Origin of the sequence: Aquimarina agarivorans, from assembly GCF_000218485.1 — a bacterium.
Classification (GTDB): domain Bacteria; phylum Bacteroidota; class Bacteroidia; order Flavobacteriales; family Flavobacteriaceae; genus Aquimarina; species Aquimarina agarivorans.
The window spans coordinates 16968-34817 of sequence record NZ_AFPB01000123.1; the positions used below are offsets into that span (position 1 = coordinate 16968).

Sequence of the window (17850 nt, forward strand, 5' to 3'; positions counted from 1 at the left end):
AAATGCTATTGAACGGAATAGCATAAAAAATACTAGTCTAATTTAAATTTAGTAGTTTTTTTCAGCTCGTGTTCCGATGAAAATAATTGTAGCGTATACGTTCCATATATTAAATAACGCGTATCAATTTTTAAAGTAACACAATGCTCTACCTGTTCATTTTTGTAGGGCACAAACTGTTTTGTACTGTAAGCAATAACATCACCCTGATAATCTTCTTGTACAAAATCCCCTAACAGCACATTATTCGGATTTAATAATTTTAAATAAACCACCTTATCTTCTCTCAAGGAGTAAATATTATCCATAATGGTAAAACAGGTTTTAATCTGTTCTGTTTTTTTAGCTTTACTCGTACTAATTTCCCTATTTCCTTTAATTCTTACCCCTTTACCAGTAAGTTTAGCAAAAGCAAGCTCCTTTTTTTTATGAACAATAGAGGTAAGTTTTGTGTTTTCCTTAGACAGCTTTTGCTGGATATTTTTACTCTTGCTCAAAGCATTGGCAGCCTTGTTCAAATTACCTTTCATCAGGTTATTTTCTCTAGTAATGCTGTCGTTAATTCTGAACAATTTTAATTTTTCTTCCTTTAATGCCGAAATTTCTCTTCTAAATTTTATAAGAAGTTGTAACTTAGGCTCGTTAGATCTAATGGTATCTAAAAGTCTGATAATACGTTTTTTAGATTCAATAAGATGATTGTCCATAACACTGTTAAGTGCCTGTACATTTTCATATTTTTCAACAAGTAAGGACAACTCGCTTTCCATAGCCAGTTTTTCTTTTGCTAGATCCTGTTTATTAAGTAAGTGTTCCTTATAATCATTATAAGTATATGCCGCCAAGCCTAGCAACATAATTGCAAGCACAGAGGAAAGGATAGAGAGTGATATCGTACTTGTTTTTGGACTCATACAGGGTCTTAGATAACAGCAAATATACTTATTTATTTGACACATTTATGTTGAACGAAATTTTGTACATTTTTTTCCCAAAGAGTTGTGGCTCATGCAACCTCCCATTACATACGTTTGAGGATGGAATTTGCACCGCCTGCAGACATTCATTACCCGAAATGATTTTTATTTCATTGGTTGAAAATCAAATGCATAGCATTTTTGAAGAATATAATATCTATTTGGCATCTGCATTATTCAATTTTGAAAAAAACACTGAAATTCAGGAGTTAATACATAATTTAAAATATCGAAACCAAAAAAAATTAGGAAAAATTATTGGACAATGGCACGGAGCAAAATTAGCAACAGACATGAATTTTACCCAGGTGGATGTAGTTTTACCTGTACCCATTCACATCAAAAAACTAAAAAATAGAGGGTACAATCAGATTTCTAATTATGGTGCAATTTTGGCAAAAAAATTAAATGCAGACTTTAACGAGACCACGCTTAAAAAAACAGTAAATACTAAAACGCAGGCAAAACACAGTAGGCAGCAGCGTTTTGATAATATGTTAAATAGCATGCAAATTCGAAACCCCCAAATACTTGAAAATAAACACGTGCTTTTGGTTGACGATGTTATTACCACTGGCGCCACCATGAAAGCCTGTATCGAATGCCTTAACCAAGTGAAAGGCATAACCATTAGCATTGCCGCAATGGCCGTTACACTACTGGAGGATGCCTAGTTATTTAACCAAAACTTTACATGACAAAAACCATAGTCTAAAGGTATCGGTAAGCATTTAAATTCATAAGGCTAGCCTTAACAATGTTTGTTAATGGTACCATTTAAAAAAATACTAATTAGGGCGTGACCACAAGGGTCAGGCTTTCCATTGCAATTCCTCACTCCTCCTGCGTCGGGTTGCGGGATTTCCATTGCAATCCTTCACGCAAAAAAACACATTAATTTAAATAAAAATAATATTTAACAAACTACATAGCCAGGCGTGTAACATACTCGATAGGTTTTTGTTTATTTGTATAAAAAATAAAATGAAAGAAAGTAACCTTACTTTTTTTATAAGTTATAGTCTTGTTTTTTTCACCGTTATCAGCTGTGCAAAAAGAGGCTCCATTACAGGCGGTCCAAAGGATGAAGAACCTCCAAAATTTGTGCGTTCCAGTCCTCCTAATTTTTCAACTAACTTTAAAAGTGATGAAGTTCGTATTTATTTTGATGAGTTAATAAAGCTTGAAAATGCACAAAAGCAAGTGGTAATTTCGCCACCCATGAAGTTAAAACCCTTAATTACACCCCTGGGATCACCAGGGAAATTTATAAAAATTCAGTTTCAGGACACTCTAATTCCCAATACCACTTATACCATAAATTTTGGAGCAAGCGTAGTGGATAATAATGAGAGTAATCCTTTTCCATTTTTTCAGTACGTGTTTTCAACTGGACCAGTTTTAGATTCTCTATCGTTTAAAGGAAGTGTCAAAGATGCATTCAAAAAAAAATTGGACGATTATGTATCCGTATTTTTGTACAAGGTCGATGAAAATTATACCGATTCCATAGTATTTAAAGATCCGCCCCGGTACATATCAAGCACGCTAGACAGCACTGAGTTTGAATTTAAAAATCTAAAAGAAGGAAAATACCACCTGATAGCATTAAAAGACAATAATTCCAATTACACTTTTGAACCACAACAAGACAAAATTGGATTTTATGACAGTATTATCACCATACCACAAGATACAGTAGCAAAACTGAAACTTTTTAAAGAAGTACCTGAGTTTTCCTTTGAACGCATGAGTCAAGTGTCCAAAAATCAATTTATTTTAGGGTATAAAGGCGTTATTGAATCGCCTGAAATAAGTGTGTTAGGAAAACCAAGCGTAAGCACCCAGTTTTATAAAGATCCACAAAAAGACACCCTAAACGTATGGACAAAACCATTTTTTGAACAAGATTCTATTGTGTTTTTAGCAACATCCAAAAAGTACACCGATACTATTGTTTCGCGTTACAAGGATCAGCTTGTTGATTCATTAATTGTATCCACAAAATCAGCTTCAAAACTGCGTTTAAACGCTCCAATGATTCTTTCAGCAAACACCCCTATTGATAGTTTAAAAATCAGCAATATCAATTTGGTGGATCAGGATACGGTTGCAATTAATTTTAAACACCAACTGGACAGGTTTAAAAACGAATTAACTCTAAATTTTGACAAAAAAGAAGGTGCTCAATATCATTTACAATTACTACCTGGTGCCATTACAGATTTTTTAGGCAATAAAAATGACACTTTAAATTTTAATACAAGCACTGGAATTGAAGCCGATTATGGAAAAATGATTCTCAATTTCCAACAAATAACACAATGGCCCATTATTGTTCAATTACAAAAAGGGGAGACAAATGTAGATTACGAAATTACATTAAACGAGGGGGAAACCACTGCTTTAATTGAATCTGTAGCACCCGGAGAGTATTTTATAAAAGTAATTTTTGACACCAATAAAAACAACAAGTGGGATACAGGCAATTACTTAAAAAAATTACAGCCTGAAAAAATAGTGTATTATCCCGAGGCCATTAATGTGAGAGCCAATTGGGATGTTAAACAAGCAATTGATCTTGGAGCATTGGATTAAAAAATCCAATGCCTAAGTTTTCTTTCAATACTAAAAGACTGCTTTATAAAGCAAATGGTTCAAAGCAATCTTCAATGATGCAAATGATGCCCCTTGAACTTTAAGTTAAAATCAGCATCCGCATAAGCTAGTAAATTTTAAAATGATCTCTATCAGCTAAAAACGGAAGCTTTTCTCTAATATTTTGCACCTTATTTTTATCTATAACTACAGATATGACATCTTGATTTTCGTACACAGGTAACAATCTTTTGCCCAGTGGGTCGTAACAATTGGAATGACCAATATACTTTAGGTTATTGGCATCAGCCCCCGTTCTATTCACTCCAATGGTGTAACATAAGTTTTCAATAGAACGCGCCTTTAGCAGCGTATCCCAAGCTTCGATACGGGTATTTGGCCAATTAGCCACACATATAAGAAGGTCATAATCTTCAATATTTCTGGCTGCGACCGGAAACCGAAGGTCATAACAAATAATAGGCTTAATTTTCCAACCGGCTAATTTAAAAATAGTGTTTGTTGTTCCTTTTTTAAAGTGTTTATCTTCATTTGCGTAAGCAAATAAATGACGTTTGTCGTAATATTGAATTTCTCCGGAAGGGGTTACCAACAGCATACGGTTGTAAATAGCACCATTTTCGGAAATCATGACACTGCCCATGAGTGCCTTATTTTTTTTAAAGCAAGATGCAACATCCATTGTACCGTTTTACCTGTCATTGATTCCGCCAAATGGGTGTCAAAGCAAAAGCCAGTGCTAAATAATTCTGGTAAAATAATCAAATCAGCATGTTCAATATGCTGTATTTTTTGTTCAAAATTATTCAAATTTGCTGTAGTATCTTGCCAAATTAGATCGGCTTGTACAAAAGCGCAATGCAATTTTGTGGTTATGTTTTTCATAGGGAATAAATTTTTTAAAAAAGTTACATAAAATATGACACTTCACGTAGTTTTCAGTCGCTTAAATTTTTAAAAAAATCCCTATTTTCGCAACTTAAAAACTAAATTGTTTTTAAATACACGAGGCTTGCCTCATAATCATAAAAATAGTTCAGCTTCATTCTTATTAAAAATAAAGTAGCTGACAAAAAAGCCATTACCATGAGCACAAAGTTCACTGAATACAAAGGACTTGATTTACCTAAACTAGCTGAAGAAACTTTAGCTTTTTGGAAAGCAGCAGGCATTTTTGAAAAAAGTATTAAGGAGCGCGAGGGGAAAACGCCATACGTTTTTTTTGAAGGACCACCTTCAGCTAATGGATTACCAGGCATACACCATGTAATGGCACGTACAATTAAAGATATTTTTTGCCGGTACAAGACACAAAAAGGATTTCAGGTAAAACGTAAAGCGGGTTGGGATACTCATGGATTACCAGTTGAGTTAGGTGTTGAAAAAGAGCTTGGGATTACCAAAGAGGATATTGGTAAAAAAATAACCGTAGAGGAGTACAACAAAGCTTGTAGGACTACCGTAATGCGTTATACGGATATCTGGAACGACCTCACCGAAAAAATTGGATATTGGGTGGATATGGAAGATCCTTATATTACCTACAAACCAAAATATATGGAAACGGTTTGGTGGCTTTTAGCACAATTGTATAAAAAAGGTCTGATTTACAAAGGATATACCATACAACCTTATTCTCCAAAAGCTGGTACTGGTTTAAGTTCGCATGAATTAAACCAGCCAGGGACTTATCAAGATGTTACTGACACCACTGTAGTAGCTCAGTTTAAAGCCATTGATAGTTCATTACCCCCATTTTTACAAGGTTTTGGCACCATACATTTTTTAGCCTGGACAACTACTCCTTGGACATTACCAAGTAACACTGCATTAACAGTGGGCCCAAAAATTGAGTATGTACTGGTTGAAACCTATAATCAATATACTTTTGAAGCTACAAAGGTAGTTTTAGCTAAAAATTTGGTAGGCAACCAATTTTCGGGCAAATTCACTGCCGTAGAAACAGCTGAAGACTTACAAGCATATAAGCAAGGTGATAAAAAAATACCGTACAGAATTGTCACTTCATTTGTTGGAAAAGACCTTTTAAATATTAGATACGAACAGTTGTTGGATTACACACAACCTAATGATAATCCTGAAAATGCATTTAGAGTAATTTTAGGAGATTTTGTGACCACCGAAGATGGTACTGGGATTGTACACACCGCACCCACATTTGGGGCGGACGATGCTCTGGTAGCTAAACAAGCCAGTCCAGAGGTTCCGCCAATGTTAGTAAAGGACAAAAATGACAACCTAGTTCCTTTAGTTGATTTACAAGGGAAATTTACAGCTCATGTAGGCGAGTTTGCAGGCAAGTACGTAAAAAACGAATATTATACTGATGGCGAAGCGCCAGAACGCTCCGTAGATGTTGAAATTGCCATAAAACTTAAGGAAGAAAACAAAGCTTTTAAGGTAGAAAAGTATGTGCACAGTTACCCAAATTGCTGGCGTACGGACAAACCTATTTTATATTACCCGCTGGATAGTTGGTTTATTAAAGTAACGGATGTAAAAGAACGCATGCACGAGTTAAATTTGAGCATCAATTGGAAGCCCAAAGCCACTGGCGAGGGACGTTTTGGAAATTGGCTGGCAAATGCGAATGACTGGAATTTATCACGTTCGCGCTACTGGGGTATTCCACTTCCAATTTGGCGTACGGAAGATGGTACCGAAGAATTAATTGTTGAGTCCATAGCAACGCTTAAAGCAGAAATGCAAAAAGCAGTGGCAGCAGGCGTAATGCAAAAAGCAGTTTTTGAAGATTTTGTGGTGGGTAATATGTCCGATGATAACTACGACAAAATTGACCTTCATAAAAATATAGTGGATACGATTACCTTAGTTTCCCCATCAGGGAAACCAATGCAACGCGAAAGCGATTTAATTGATGTATGGTTTGATTCCGGAGCTATGCCTGTAGCTCAATGGCATTATCCATTTGAAAATAAAGAAAAAGTAGAATCAGGCGCACGCAAAGCGGATTTTATTGCCGAAGGTGTAGATCAAACACGTGGATGGTTTTATACACTACACGCTATATCTACACTAATTTTTGATGATGTAGCTTACAAAAATGTAGTTTCAAACGGACTGGTATTGGATAAAAATGGACAAAAAATGTCTAAGCGTTTAGGGAATGGCGTAGATCCTTTTAAAACTTTAAAATTGTACGGTCCCGATGCTACCCGTTGGTACATGATTAGCAATGCAAATCCATGGGATAATTTAAAGTTTGATCTTGAAGGAATTGCAGAAGTTAGGCGTAAGTTTTTTGGAACTTTGTATAATACATACTCTTTCTTTGCGTTATACGCAAATATTGATCAATTTAATTTCCATGAAAATGAAATTCCTATAAAGAAAAGGCCTGAAATTGATCAATGGATTTTAAGCGAACTAAATACGTTGATTACTAAAGTTGACACATTTTATAATGAATATGAACCGACAAAAGCTACAAGAGCGATTTCGGATTTTGTTCAGGAAAATTTAAGTAATTGGTACGTACGTTTATGCCGCCGTAGGTTTTGGAAAGGGGAATACGCGCAGGATAAAATTTCGGCATACCAAACATTATACACATGTTTACTTACAGTCTCCAAATTAGGAGCTGCCGTGGCGCCATTTTTTATGGACAGGTTGTACCAGGATTTAATTGCATGCACGGGTCAGGAAGATTTTGAAAGTGTTCATTTATCAGAGTTTCCAGTAGCCGATGCTAGTGTAATTAATACTGAGCTGGAACAAAAAATGAGTAAAGCGCAAATAGTATCATCATTGGTACTTTCTTTGCGCCAAAAAGAAAAAATAAAAGTACGTCAACCGTTGCAACGAATCATGATTCCTGTATTAAATGACAATGAAAGGAAGGAGATTGAAGCAGTTGCTGATTTGATAAAAAGTGAGGTAAATGTCAAAGAAATTGAGCTTTTAGATGATGCTTCGGGCATATTGGTTAAAAAGATAAAACCTAATTTCAAAGCATTGGGCCCTCGCTTTGGTAAGGATATGAAGCTGATTTCAAATGAAATACAGAAGTTTGATCAGCCTGAAATTAGCACACTGGAGCAAAAAGGAGAAATCCCTTTAGAAATTAACGGGAAAAGTATTACATTGCAATTGAGTGATGTAGAAATTTCATCGCAAGATATTGAGGGCTGGCTAGTGGCTAATGCTAATGGATTAACCGTAGCTTTAGACGTTACCATAAGCCCTGAATTAAGAAAAGAAGGAATAGCTAGGGAGCTTATAAATCGTATTCAGAATTTGAGAAAGGATCAAAATTTTGAAGTAGTTGATAATATCGAAATTAGTTTTACGACTAATCAAGTAATTGAAGCAGCGGTAAAACAGAATGAAGACTACATTAAAACTGAAACTTTAGCAAAAGGGATTGTATTTAAAGAAGAATTACCCAACGGAACGGCTATTGAATTTGATAATATTAATGTGAAAATTTTTATTCAAAAAATATAAAGTAAGATGGCACAAGAAACTAAAGAAAGATATTCTGACGAACATTTAGCTGAATTTAAAGTAATTATTTTAGATAAAATAGCCCATGCAAATCGCGATTTGGAAATGCTAAAAAGTTCATATAAAAATGACAAGAACAATGGAACGGATGATACGTCTCCTACGTTTAAAGCTTTTGAAGAAGGTAGCGAAACCATGTCAAAAGAAGCGAACTCCCAACTAGCCATACGCCAGGAAAAGTTTTTACGTGACCTAAAAAATGCATTAAACCGCATTGAAAATAAAACCTACGGAATTTGCCGTGTTACTGGTAAATTAATTAATCCTGAGCGTTTAAAATTGGTTCCACACGCTACTTTAAGTATCGAGGCTAAAAAAATGCAGAAAAAATAAAAGAGAAGCTAATTATTTAGTGTAACGCCCCCCATTCAGGAAGCGTTTCCTTTTAAAGTTAAAAATTTTTAGATAAAAAATGAATTTAAAAAAGGCGTCTTTACTAATTTTATTAGTCCTTATTATTGACCAGGCATCAAAAGTTTATGTAAAAACGCACTTTGCACTAGGTGATTCATATGAAGTATTTAGCTGGTTTAAAATTCACTTCGTGGAAAACGAAGGGATGGCATGGGGAGTCAAAATTCCAGGATCATACGGTAAATTAGTCTTAAGTTTATTTAGATTAGTAGCCATAACAGGTATAGGATATTGGTTATGGGATAGTATCCGTAAAAAACAGCCTAACTTGTTAATTGTAGCTATTTCATTAATTTTTGCTGGCGCTACTGGAAATATACTGGATTCTATTTTTCAAGGCATATTTTTTAGCCATAGCAACGGTCAAGTAGCAACTTTTTTACCTGAAGGAGGCGGTTATTCTTCTGTTTTTTACGGAAAAGTAGTGGATATGCTTTATTTCCCTTTGTATGAAGGTATACTACCTGATTGGATTCCAATTTGGGGTGGAACGTATTTTACCTTTTTTGAACCCGTTTTTAATGTAGCAGATTCAGCGATATGCATTGCTGTTATTCTACTAATTGTGTTTAATAAAAAAGTATTTCCAAAGGAAGTAGCAACTAGTTAGGAAGCAATAACATTGCAAATTGTTTCAAAAGTTTTTAATGATATAGGTTTCGATAAATAATCTTCAACACTATCAATATTTTTTGCTTTTTGCGAATCCATTGGATCAATAGAGGAGCTTACTACATATAAGCTAGGCTTATGCTCTAAATTTGATTTAATGTGATTGTATTGTTCTAAAAACTCCCACCCATTCATGACTGGCATATTTAAATCCAGTAAAATTAATTCGGGCAATTGTTTGTTTTGTAAATTTTTCTGACTGAAATATTCTAAAGCCTCTTTTCCATTTTCAAAAACTATAATATTTTTGCATAGTTTTTTAAGCTGTAGTAATTTTTTTACAAGCTTTATGTAAACAGCATCGTCATCGATAATACAGGTAAGGTTCAATGTTGGGGACATATAGACTAACTTTGTGCTATATCAAAAATAAAATTCCCAAATGTGAATTGCTATATTTTTCTGTATTATTAGATAAAATTGTAGGTTTTATCGGGCAAAGAGCAATAATTGAGCGAAAAATCTCGATCATCAACATCAAAAATTTGTTCTTCTGGACTAAAAAAGCTTACTCCAATGGTCAATTTCGGTTTTGCAAGTGCTAAAAATTTATCGTAAAATCCTTTTCCGTATCCAACCCGATTTCCTTTTTTATCAAATGCTAACAAAGGCACAAAAACAACTTCAATTTTATCATCAGGAATTGGAATGCCATTTCCTAAAGGTTCAGGTATGCCCCATTCATTTACAGATAATTGTGTTTGGTCAGTAAGCAAATAATGGGACAAACTTCCATCCGTAAAATTACTTTTAGAAATTACAACGTGCTTGTCTTTGCCTTGCAAAATGTGTAAAATAAATTCGGTATCCACTTCGTTTTGCTTAGTAATAGGCAAAAAAATATGATAATAGTCATAGTTCCATATATCTAATTGTAAAAGTTGATTAGCAATAGCAATACTTTTATGTTCAATTGCAGCAGGAGTAAGTTGTGCCCTAAGTGCCTTGTATTTTTTCCGTAGTTCTTTTTTAGTCATTTACTTGATTTTTGTCGCTACTGATATGGAATATAGCATCGCCTTGATAAACGATTGGCGCTTCATTAGTATTAATAATATATCCGTTATCAGCCGCTTTAACTATATGGCGTTTTGTACCGTAAGGATCTGTAATTGTAGCCAGTTGCTCCCCTTTTTTAACAAAAGCACCGCAAGCAATTTTTAGATGCAATAATCCACTGTATTTTGCGCGTATCCAATGACTATGTTCGATAATTACTGAAGTAGATTTTTGGGTTTCAATTTCAAAATCGCTGCCAAGCATTTCCAAGTGTTTTAAGACACGCATAGTACCGTCTACACCTTCCTTGGCAATTAATTTGTCATTTGAAAGTGATTTTCCTCCTTCAAACAATAAAACTGTTTTTCCTTTTTTGGCACAGGTAGCTCGGTAGGATTTATCAATATTTTTTGAATACAATAAAAAAGGTGCGTTAAATACGTGTGCCAACGCCAAACTTACCTCGTTGTCTTTTGATATCCGTATTTGTGGAGCATTGTACCTGCTGGCACCACCAGTATGAAAATCGATACAAATATCAGCATGCGGTAAAATTTCAGTGGAAAACTGATAGGCAAACTGACTAGCAAGTGAACCATTTTTTGAACCCGGAAATACCCGATTTAAATCGCGACCATCAGGAAAATTTCTACTCATGGATAAAAATCCAAAAACGTTAAGCACTGGAATGCAAATAATAGTCCCCTTTGCTGGGCGATTAATTTTTTTTGAATAAGCTGCCTTACAATTTCAACTCCATTAATTTCATCCCCATGGATCCCAGCTGTAATTAAAACTACAGGTCCTGGAATTTTGGAGCGTTCCACAATAATGGGTATTTCTACTTTAGTGGAAGTATACAGTTTCGCAATATTCAGGTTAATGGTTTTGCGCTGCCCCAAAGGAATTTCCTGCCCTAATATGTGTAATGTGTCGGTAGCCATACATTAAATGTTTTTTTCAATGTATCGTATAATGGTTTTTGCAATATCTTTTTTGGTGGCAGTTTCAATACCTTCTAGTCCAGGTGACGAATTTACTTCTAAAATCAAAGGCCCACGTTCGCTTTGAAGCATGTCCACTCCAGCCACCGCTAATCCGAGTGCTTTGGCAGCTTTAATGGCAGCAATCTCTTCTTCATCTGAAAGTTCAATCACTGTTGCTTTGCCTCCTTGGTGTAAGTTTGATCTGAATTCACCCTCTTTTCCTTGGCGTTTCATGGCGCCTACCACGTGGCCATCAACCACAAAAACCCTGATATCCGCCCCTTTGGCTTCTTCAATAAACTCCTGAACAATAACACGCGCCTGCAATCCGTTAAACGCTTCAATTACTGATTTAGCAGCATTTTTTGTTTCTGCCAAAACAACCCCTAAACCTTGTGTACCCTCCAATAACTTTATAATTAATGGAGCTCCGCCTACATGATTAATAACTTCTTCCACATTTTTGGAGTAATTGGTAAAAATAGTTTTAGGTAAACCTAACTTTGCCTTAGTTAGTATTTGTAAACTTTGTAATTTATCACGCGATAATACCAAAGCTTGCGAACCTACGGTGGTAAGTACGCCCATCATTTCAAATTGCCTGACAACTGCAGTTCCATAGTACGTAATAGAAGCACCAATTCTAGGTATAACGGCATCAACCGATTCTAATTTTTTCCCTTTATAGTAAATTGCAGGATTCTTTTTTTCAATAACAATATCACAATTAATAGGATCAATAATACGAACAGTATGTTTCCTTTTAATAGCTGCTTGCGCTAAAGCATTGGTACTATATAAATTAGGGTTACGGGATAAAATAATAATATTCATAGATCAATTTTTTAAGCCAAACGAAACATTTAGCAGCTTTGGGTCAATAATAAATTTGCCACTTAAAAATTTGCGACCAATTAATACTGGAAAGCGCATATTGTCTCGGTCATTTAAAGTTAGGGTAATGGGATATAGTTTATTAAATAATTTAATTTTGGTTTTTATGGCATATCTTTTTGATGCAATACCATTACTACTTTTAACAATAGTTGTTTTATAGGCGTTAAATGTAATTTTTTTTTCATTAAATTGATGATGCGCGTCTCCTAAAAATTCACAATATAATATGCCGTTACTTTCAACTACGTTTTTACAATGAATACTTGAGGTGTAGGCACCACTATCAATTTTAATCGGAATATCTAAAAGTGCTAAATCTGGAAAATCAGCTACATCTGTTCGCCCAATTGTAAGTTTATTATTTTCCAAAGTACAAGAAACTATTTTTTAAGTAAGTAATTATTAGTTATTAGTAAAACCACATGCTAATAGAGGTTTGACTTGCATAAAAGTATCTAAAATATGAATGTTATAAACACAAAAAATACTTTTTAAATAATAATTGAATTTTTAGGGTAGGGTATTTTAAAGTTGAAACGTTATATATGTGTATTTTAATTTGGATGGAACAAATGATAAGTTGTTATTTTTAGTGCTTGGGGCTTTTAAAATAATGAACAAAAATTTGAACATCAATTTATAAAGTATAGTGTGTTTAGTTTTTAGAGTTTTGGTACATACCATCAAAATTCTTTGGTAGTCCTCCCTTACTATTTAGTGGTAGTAAGGGAGGTTTTTTTTAGGTAGTAATTAATAGATAGTTTTATCTTTGGAATATGGATATTTCAGCCATAGAATTACAAGTGAAAATTTTGCCAAGTACTCCTGGTGTTTATCAATATTTTGATAAGGATGGGGGTATTTTGTATATAGGGAAAGCAAAAAACTTAAAAAAGCGAGTAGCCTCTTATTTTACCAAAAATCATGACAGTGCACGCTTGCGTATTTTGGTTCGAAAAATTGCAATCATAAAACATATTGTGGTTACCACTGAATCGGATGCTTTATTATTGGAAAATACCCTAATAAAAAAACACCAACCACGGTACAATATTTTACTTAAGGACGATAAATCATACCCGTGGATTTGTATTAAAAATGAACGTTTTCCAAGGGTGTTCAGCACCCGCCGAATGATAAAGGATGGCTCAGAGTATTTTGGTCCTTATACCAGTGGTAAGGTATTAGGAGCTGTAAAAACGTTAATCAGAGAACTATATCCAATAAGGACTTGTAATTATGATTTGTCCAAACAAAATATTGATGCCGGAAAGTACAAACTGTGTTTAGAGTACCATTTAAAAAATTGCAAAGCTCCGTGCGAAGGATATGAATTGGAATCGGAATATATGCAGCACATTACTGCAATAAGAAGTATTTTAAAAGGAAATTTTAAAGACGCCTTAAAATCATTTACTAAAAAAATGACGGTTCATGCTGAGGCTATGGAATTTGAACAAGCCCAGTTTTATAAAAATAAAATTGAAGCCTTGCAAAACTATCAGGAGAAATCTACGGTGGTAAATCCACGGATTACCAATGTGGATGTATTTAGTATTGAAAGTGATGAAAGCTTTGCGTATGTAAACTTTATGCAAGTACATCACGGGGCAATAGTGCGATCACATACTACCGAAATAAAGAAAAAATTAGAGGAAACAGATGCTGAAATTTTAGAATTAGCGGTAGTTGAATTTAGAAATCGATTTAAATCGCTTTCGCGAGAAGTGTATCTGCCGTTTCCTGTGGCTGTTGCCGAAGGACTAAAAGTGACTATTCCGCAGCTAGGAGATAAAAAAAAGCTGGTAGACTTATCATTACGAAATGCAAAATACAGCAGGCAAGAGCGTTTCAAACAAATTAAAATTGTTGATCCTGAAAGACATACTAAGCGTATGTTAGCCCAAATTCAAAAAGATTTACGCCTACCGCAATTACCGGTACACATGGAATGCTTTGATAATTCAAACATTCAGGGAACCAACCCTGTGGCAGCGTGTGTTGTATTCAAAAATGCAAAACCAAGTAAAAAAGATTATCGTAAATTTAATATAAAAACGGTGGAAGGCCCTGATGATTTTGCTTCAATGGAAGAAGTGGTTTATCGCAGGTACAAGCGTTTACTGGAGGAGGAAGAGCCTTTACCGCAATTAATTATTCTGGATGGTGGAAAAGGACAATTGTCATCGGGATTAAAAGCGCTGGAGCAACTAGGCATTCGGGGTCAAGTAACTATTGTGGGAATAGCAAAACGTTTGGAGGAAATTTACTACCCAGACGATTCTTATCCCTTATATTTGGACAAAAAATCAGAAAGTTTGAAAGTAATTCAACACATGCGGAATGAGGCGCACCGTTTTGGGATTACATTTCATAGGCAAAAGCGCAGTAAAGCAGCCCTAGAAACTGAATTAGATAGCATACCAGGTATTGGCGAAAAAACAGCCATTAGTCTTTTAAAGCATTTTAGATCAGTAAGCCGGATAAAACAAGCCACTAAACAAGAACTAGTAGAAGTAGTAGGAAATTCAAAAGCTCAAAAAATTATTGATTTCTACAAACAGTAAAACCAATTGAAACACCTGTTTTGAAGTATTTTTTCATTTTTCTAATCTCCTTTTTTTGTTTGCTCTGTGTAGCAGCGCAACCGCAGCAAAAAGATACCACTGATTTAAAAGTTGGACTGGTTTTAAGCGGTGGTGGAGCAAAGGGTTTGGCTCATATTGGTGTGTTAAAAGCAATTGACAAGGCAGGCGTTAGGTTGGATTATGTTTCAGGATCAAGTATGGGGGCCATTGTAGGAGGTTTGTATGCCTCGGGATATACTGCCAAACAGTTGGATTCATTATTTCATACTGTAAATTTTAATAACCTTATTCAGGATATACTACCGCGGGATAGTAAAACTTTTTATGAAAAAGAGGATGATGAAAAATATGCGCTCACTTTACCAATTGTTGAAGGACGCGTAAGTTTACCCAAAGGAATTTCCAACGGACAAAATTTTTATAATTTTTATTCAAAACTAACCAGCCACGTAAAGCATATCACTGATTTTAGTAAGCTTCCAGTCCCCTTTTTTTGTACTGGTACAGATATTGAAACCGGACAGGGAATCATTTTTGATCAAGGCTATTTGCCCGACGTGGTAGCAGCCAGTGGTGCCCTACCAACGGTGTATAGTCCTGTGAAATTAAATGGACGATTAATTACGGATGGTGGAGTTACGGACAATTACCCTGTGGAAGAAATAAAAAAAGAGGTATTGAACTAGTAATAGGTGTTGATGTGCAGGATACCTTAATGAATAAAAAAGAGCTTAACTCGGTAACTAATATCATGTTACAAATTAGCAATTTTAGAACTATCAAGGCCATGAAACGCAAACAATTGCTTACCGATGTTTATATTAAACCCAATATCAAAGATTATTCGGTAGTAAGTTTTGATCGGGGTGATGAAATTATTGCTGAAGGGGAAAAAAGTGCTATGGTACAGTTTGATACGCTTCAAAAAATAGCGGCACAACAAGCGCCATTTCAAAAAAGAAAACCCGTAAACCCCGATAAAGACATTTTTGCTGTGTATTTAAATATTAAAGGACATCAACGATTTACACGCGCTTATATAAAAGGAAAACTTCGGTTAAAAACACCGTCTTTGGTTACGCTAGAAGATCTTAATAGCGGTTTGGACAATTTGTACAGCACAGGAAATTTTGAGCGTATTCGCTATAAATTAAAGCAGAAAAGCTTAATTGATAGCGAAATTGAAGTAAAGGTTGAAGAAAGTCCCCTAAAAAGTTTTGTGCGTTTTGCACTGCACTATGATGATTTATACAAATCAGCGGCGTTGGTAAATTTTACCCGAAAAAACTTATTATTTAAAAGTGATGTATTATCACTAGATGGTATTTTAGGCGACAAGCCGCGGTATAACATCGATTATTATATTGATAAAGGTTACTATTGGAGCGTAGGATTAAATCATCGCTTTTACCAATATGAACAGTCGCTCGATTTTAATTTTTTAAATAATAGGTTGAGCGCCTCTGAGCTTCAGGATTTAACTAATGTGCCAATCAATTTTGTAGATATCGAAACTGTTGACATTACTACTCAGTTGTATTTAGAAACCATTTTAGGTCAAAAATTTGGATTTAGAATAGGTTTGGAACATAAATTTTTGAAAAATTCAACCGAAACCATAGGAGTTGATAGCAATCAGGTGCCTGGTACAGTGCTGGATAATGTAAATTATTATAGTGCATACGCAGCCCTAAAATTTGATAGCTTTGATGATAAATATTTCCCAACTAGGGGGGTATTATTTACAGGTTCATTTACGGGATACCCATTTTCATCAATTCCATCGGATCAGTTTGAAGAATTCGCTGTAACTAAAGCCACACTAAATTATGCGGTACCAATTTCCAAACACTTTTCAGGATTGGCACAAGCGGCCTCAGGCATACGATTAGGAAAGGCAACTGGAGTAAATTCATTAGACTTTTTTTTAGGTGGGTTTGGAGCTAAACCTATAAATAATCAAGTTCCATTTTATGGCTATGATTTTTTACAACTTTCAGGCGAAAGCTACGTTAAAGGATTGTTGCAATTGGACTATAATTTTTGGACTAAACACCATATAAATATAGCAGCAAATTTTGCGAATGTAGGAAACGAAATTTTCAATATCCGGGAAATATATGAGTTAAAAGGATTCTCTGGATATGCACTGGGATATGGATACAACTCTCCAATTGGCCCCATACAGGTTAAATATGCCTTTTCTGACGATCAAAAAACAACAGGAAAAGTTTTATTTAGTGTAGGTTATTGGTTTTGAAACGGGATGTGTATTTGCTCCTCAAAATGCTTTTAACTAATTTTGGAATAGAAATTGAATATATATGGTAGTAACTATGTTTTTACATAAAACGAAAAATTAAAATGAGCATGAAAAAAGTCATCGTATATATAACAGTTTTGTTTGGTTTTATTGCTGGGTTTTCCCAAGTAGTACCAAATGAACCTGTGTTTTCTGAAAATGAGTTTATTGAATTTAAAATTAAATATTTAAGTTTTAATACAAGTACTGCTACGTTGGAAACAAAAAAAGAAACCTTAAATGGGAAAGAGGTATATCATGTAGTAGGAAAAGGAAGATCCTCTAAATTTTTAAGTTTTTTTTTCAAAATCAGGGATCAGTATGAAACCATTATAGATGCTGAAACTTATTTGCCCTATCGTTTTGTAAGAAATATTAACGAAGGAGGATATACTAAAAATATTGTCATTGATTTTGATCAAAATAATAACAAAGCCCACGTAAATAATAAAAAACATAAAACAAATAAAACGTATGATGTAGTACCTAATGTACACGACATGTTATCTTCGTTTTACTATTTAAGAAACGTTATTGAACCCTCAAAATTAAAGGAAGGTGACGAAGAGACATTAACAATGTTTTTTGATGAAGAAAATTTTAAGTTTAAATTGCGCTTTTTAGGAAATGAAACGATCAGAACAAAATATGGTAAAAAATCATGTCTAAAATTTAGACCACTGGTAATGGCTGATCGTGTTTTTAAAGAAGAAGAAAGCTTGACCGTATGGATAAGCAATGATGAGAATAAGATTCCTGTAAGGATTTCTGCTGATTTGGCAGTAGGTTCATTAACAGCAAGTCTTTCTAATTACAGCGGATTAAAACATCCGTTTGTAACAAATTAA

Annotated in this window: 16 protein-coding genes and 1 pseudogene; 9 read left to right on the plus strand and 8 right to left on the minus strand. The window is 34.5% G+C overall.

What is annotated here, in order from left to right; all coding sequences use genetic code 11:
• Window positions 1-32: 32 nt before the first annotated feature.
• The gene (locus tag GMC_RS0106330) at window positions 33-914 is read right to left on the minus strand and encodes a DUF8428 domain-containing protein (protein ID WP_040472462.1); all 882 of its coding nucleotides are present in this window, start codon (window positions 912-914) and stop codon (window positions 33-35) included.
• Window positions 915-961: 47 nt separating this feature from the next.
• Between GMC_RS0106330 and GMC_RS0106335 the strand changes: the two genes are divergently transcribed.
• Together GMC_RS0106335 and GMC_RS0106340 are read left to right on the plus strand one after the other, a co-directional pair.
• Window positions 962-1651: a ComF family protein gene (locus tag GMC_RS0106335; RefSeq protein WP_010521349.1), complete on the plus strand. Its 690-nt coding sequence runs from the start codon at window positions 962-964 to the stop codon at window positions 1649-1651.
• A gap of 310 nt (window positions 1652-1961) precedes the next feature.
• Window positions 1962-3575 carry an Ig-like domain-containing domain gene (locus GMC_RS0106340; RefSeq protein WP_010521350.1) on the plus strand — a complete coding sequence of 538 codons (1614 nt, stop codon included), beginning with the start codon at window positions 1962-1964 and terminating at the stop codon, window positions 3573-3575.
• A 127-nt stretch (window positions 3576-3702) separates the two neighbouring features.
• Here GMC_RS0106340 and GMC_RS19300 read toward each other — a convergent pair whose 3' ends face one another.
• Entirely contained in the window at window positions 3703-4239 is a 537-nt protein-coding gene (locus tag GMC_RS19300; RefSeq protein WP_316928964.1) for a nitrilase-related carbon-nitrogen hydrolase, read from the minus strand.
• Entirely contained in the window at window positions 4224-4481 is a 258-nt protein-coding gene (locus GMC_RS22745; protein ID WP_316928965.1) for a nitrilase-related carbon-nitrogen hydrolase, read from the minus strand. The genes GMC_RS19300 and GMC_RS22745 overlap by 16 nt, the downstream gene beginning before the upstream one ends.
• 201 nt (window positions 4482-4682) lie before the next feature.
• Between GMC_RS22745 and ileS the strand changes: the two genes are divergently transcribed.
• The 3 genes from ileS to GMC_RS0106360 all read left to right on the plus strand — a co-directional run bounded on the left by ileS (window position 4683) and on the right by GMC_RS0106360 (window position 9168).
• The gene (ileS, locus tag GMC_RS0106350) at window positions 4683-8084 is read left to right on the plus strand and encodes an isoleucine--tRNA ligase (RefSeq protein ID WP_010521351.1); all 3402 of its coding nucleotides are present in this window, start codon (window positions 4683-4685) and stop codon (window positions 8082-8084) included.
• 6 nt (window positions 8085-8090) lie between these two features.
• Window positions 8091-8477, plus strand: coding sequence for a TraR/DksA family transcriptional regulator (locus tag GMC_RS0106355; RefSeq protein ID WP_010521352.1), 387 nt, complete (start codon window positions 8091-8093; stop codon window positions 8475-8477).
• A 79-nt stretch (window positions 8478-8556) separates the two neighbouring features.
• Entirely contained in the window at window positions 8557-9168 is a 612-nt protein-coding gene (locus GMC_RS0106360; RefSeq protein WP_010521353.1) for a lipoprotein signal peptidase, read from the plus strand.
• Here GMC_RS0106360 and GMC_RS0106365 read toward each other — a convergent pair.
• From GMC_RS0106365 to GMC_RS0106385, 5 genes and pseudogenes are all read right to left on the minus strand, one after another.
• Window positions 9165-9572, minus strand: a complete 408-nt coding sequence (locus tag GMC_RS0106365; protein ID WP_010521354.1) for a response regulator — start codon at window positions 9570-9572, stop codon at window positions 9165-9167. The genes GMC_RS0106360 and GMC_RS0106365 overlap by 4 nt on opposite strands.
• 68 nt (window positions 9573-9640) lie before the next feature.
• Entirely contained in the window at window positions 9641-10207 is a 567-nt protein-coding gene (locus GMC_RS0106370; protein ID WP_010521355.1) for a 5-formyltetrahydrofolate cyclo-ligase, read from the minus strand.
• Window positions 10200-11173: pseudogene (locus GMC_RS19305) on the minus strand (succinylglutamate desuccinylase/aspartoacylase family protein). The gene GMC_RS0106370 and the pseudogene GMC_RS19305 overlap by 8 nt, the downstream one beginning before the upstream one ends.
• 3 nt (window positions 11174-11176) lie before the next feature.
• The gene (gene rimK, locus GMC_RS0106380; protein ID WP_010521356.1) at window positions 11177-12049 is read right to left on the minus strand and encodes a 30S ribosomal protein S6--L-glutamate ligase; all 873 of its coding nucleotides are present in this window, start codon (window positions 12047-12049) and stop codon (window positions 11177-11179) included.
• A 3-nt stretch (window positions 12050-12052) separates the two neighbouring features.
• Window positions 12053-12481, minus strand: coding sequence for an ATP-dependent zinc protease family protein (locus tag GMC_RS0106385; protein WP_010521357.1), 429 nt, complete (start codon window positions 12479-12481; stop codon window positions 12053-12055).
• Between the two features lie 407 nt (window positions 12482-12888).
• Between GMC_RS0106385 and uvrC the strand changes: the two genes are divergently transcribed.
• From uvrC to GMC_RS0106400, 4 genes are all read left to right on the plus strand, one after another.
• Window positions 12889-14679, plus strand: a complete 1791-nt coding sequence (gene uvrC / locus GMC_RS0106390) for an excinuclease ABC subunit UvrC (protein WP_010521358.1) — start codon at window positions 12889-12891, stop codon at window positions 14677-14679.
• Between the two features lie 20 nt (window positions 14680-14699).
• Window positions 14700-15386 carry a patatin-like phospholipase family protein gene (locus tag GMC_RS20590; protein WP_050813294.1) on the plus strand — a complete coding sequence of 229 codons (687 nt, stop codon included), beginning with the start codon at window positions 14700-14702 and terminating at the stop codon, window positions 15384-15386.
• Between the two features lie 14 nt (window positions 15387-15400).
• Complete coding sequence (locus tag GMC_RS19310; RefSeq protein WP_238527938.1) at window positions 15401-16960, plus strand: BamA/TamA family outer membrane protein; 1560 nt, start codon at window positions 15401-15403, stop codon at window positions 16958-16960.
• A gap of 110 nt (window positions 16961-17070) precedes the next feature.
• Entirely contained in the window at window positions 17071-17850 is a 780-nt protein-coding gene (locus GMC_RS0106400) for a DUF3108 domain-containing protein (protein ID WP_010521359.1), read from the plus strand.